Origin of the sequence: Bacillus sp. JJ1503 (assembly GCF_036965125.1) — a bacterium.
Classification (GTDB): Bacteria; Bacillota; Bacilli; order Bacillales; family Cytobacillaceae; genus Cytobacillus.
On record NZ_JBALOZ010000381.1, the window covers coordinates 1 to 2,670 of the forward strand.

Genomic DNA, 2,670 nt, shown 5'->3' on the forward strand with positions numbered 1-2,670 from the left:
TTATATTACGAACGGGGGCGTTTCTTTAAAAAGGAATGCTCTTTTCGTATCCAATTAAAAGGAAGTAAATGTTTTAATTATATTAAAGATGGTTGCTCTTCTATTATAGGTGGAGAAAGCTTTAATACGATATATGCTACAATATTAAAAAAGGTAAACTTTGGAGGCACACCACTGCAATAAGACTTATAACGAAATTAAGTTCTTGATATATCCCGTCAAGGACATATTATGAAACAGTGCTTTAATAAAGGAGTTGTATAAAATGGATGAAAAAAAAGATACAGAAATAAAACGCTCTTCAAAAGCAGAAAACATTCTACCTCAGATCAATAGTAAAACTAAGCTAGGCGACTTACGAAAAATCGCGAAGGACATTAAAAAAGATCACGAACTATCTATGGAACTTTGGTCAACCGAAGAGTTTTTGCCCAGACTATTAGCAATCTTAATTATGGACAAAACACTTCTTGCACAAGATGTGCTAAATAAGCTTGATAAGGATATGCAGACTCACACTTTTGATGAGCGAAATAACTTAATGGATTGGTTAATGGCTAATCAGCTCACCAAAGACAAGAAGAAAATTGCATTGATGGAGTCATGGGAAAATAGTCCTTCTGCTCTTCAAAGGCGAGCTTTCTGGTATTATCAAGGGCGATTGAGATGGACTGGACAAACACCGCCTGATAACACCGCAGACTTGCTATCTGCATTAGAAGTTAATATTACGCAGGAAGACCCGGAAGTTCAATGGGCTATGAATTTCACCGCAGGCTGGATAGGCGTTTATGATGAAAAAAATCGTGCACGTTGTATTAAACTTGGTGAGAAAACGGGTCTTTACAAAGATGAAATAGTAGCAAAAGGATGTACTCCCAGCTATTTGCCGGAGTTCATTACGATTGAAGTTAACAAACGACATAATAATTAGTTACCTCTGAAAAATTTATTAGGGTTTAATGCAAAAAATAAAGGAATTCAAAGCCTCAATATGAAAATTGTAATAGGCTTTGACCGAAAAATAAAGAAAACAACGCGTTATGGCAGCTAGTTAGTGAAATATGCAAGGAAGATGTAAAGGATTAACCCACTATCTCTTTTTGATCTGTAGGGCGCTTATCTTTAAGAAGAACAACTTTCCAGCTGCGCAGTACAACGATACTATTCAATAGAGAATCGATCTTCAACAATCGGGCGCTTTTCTGTAATAAGGAACAGCGCTATTTCCGTTATAGGGCCAGATTGCTAAAAAAGTCATGCAACATTTAAAAAGCCTAGAGTTAAATTTTAATCTGTAGAAAGCAGGGATGAAAATGGGGATTCCCAATAACATTACAACAAATCATGTTCTTCAAGCGTTGAAAGAAATAGATCAAAGAGGAATAAATCCTCGAAGACAATCAACTAAGTTTGACTTATACCATAATGATAAGAGATACCCTCCGAAGGAAGTACTTAGATTTGCAAACTGGATTGCTAATGATTATGAACTTGTTGAATTTGGGGGTGGAGATGAATCAAACAATTGCCTAATTAAACTTGGGTTCATGGTTGTTTTGAAAGATACGAATAAAATCATAGGACTAGATTATACGAAAAAAAATCAACAAGGGAATGATCATTTCGTTGGGGAATTAAGTAAAAATAAAAGGGAATATGCCCTAGTGGATCAAGAGAAGATTGAAAATAATGATCTGACAAATACAGAGAAAGAGCAGTTGGTTAAGGCGAGAATTGGTCATTCAAATTTTAAAAAAGGTTTGATTGAGAGAGAATGTAAATGTAGGTTATGTGGTTTTACAGATAAAAGATTCCTGATTGCTAGTCATATTAAACCTTGGAGTCAGTCCAGTAACGAGGAAAGACTGGATTTGGTTAATTGCTTTTTGTTTTGCCCAAATCATGACGCTTTATTTGATAAAGGGTTTATAACTTTCGATGAAAATGGGGGAATTATCATTTCAAAGCAAATAGATGAAGTTACAAAATTATTTTTGAATATTAATGATGGAATTCAAATAAAGGTGAGTAATGGACAACGTCAGTATTTGGAATGGCATAAGGATCATGTGTTTGTGAGGGATTCAGTTTACTAGGAAACCAATGTCTTATATTGCTATGTTAGTGCTAGTGAAGCCATACATGGCTTATTTGTTTTTATGATAAATGGTTATTCAGCAAACGGGCGCTTATTTGTAATTAGGATCAGCCGCTTATTTTCATTTAAGGACCACTTAATTTAATATAAATGAAACCATTAATTAGGTACTTCGAAACTATAAGTAAAGGAAAAAGGCTTTTTTAAACGAAGAGAGTAAATTGAGAACAAAGGTGAAAATTATTATTTCATGGTTTTTAAAGGTACATAAGGGGGACTATAAAATCTTTAATAAAAAGTATGAATCTAAAGAAAATGTTAAAGCAGAGATTTTAATGTCTGGTCAATCTCTTTCATTTGAACTTAACGAAAGTGAAACAATAACACTGATTGAGAAATTAGAGGAAGCATCCTACGATTATAAAAAATTGGATTCTATAAAGTTATTTCATCTTGACGGTAGATTAAGGTCAGTTATTAACCCGTTACAAATATCAAGAATTTGGTTTTCTTAATACTATTAGCGCTGATTTACCGTTTGCACAGAAAAGTTGGTGTGAAGCAAATGG

At 33.9% G+C, this 2,670-nt stretch carries 4 protein-coding genes; all 4 read left to right on the forward strand.

Features of this window, described 5'->3' with window-relative positions:
* A partial coding sequence (locus V7149_RS23255) for a hypothetical protein (RefSeq protein ID WP_335347956.1) occupies window positions 1-183 on the forward strand: 183 nt, incomplete at its 5' end.
* A gap of 82 nt (window positions 184-265) precedes the next feature.
* A complete protein-coding gene (locus V7149_RS23260) occupies window positions 266-934 on the forward strand; it encodes a DNA alkylation repair protein (RefSeq protein WP_335347957.1) in 669 nt (222 codons plus the stop codon).
* Between the two features lie 427 nt (window positions 935-1,361).
* On the forward strand, window positions 1,362-2,099 hold the full coding sequence (locus V7149_RS23265; protein ID WP_335347958.1) for an HNH endonuclease: 738 nt from the start codon (window positions 1,362-1,364) through the stop codon (window positions 2,097-2,099).
* Window positions 2,100-2,334: 235 nt separating this feature from the next.
* Complete coding sequence (locus V7149_RS23270) at window positions 2,335-2,616, forward strand: hypothetical protein (protein WP_335347959.1); 282 nt, start codon at window positions 2,335-2,337, stop codon at window positions 2,614-2,616.
* The last annotated feature ends 54 nt before the right edge of the window (window positions 2,617-2,670 follow it).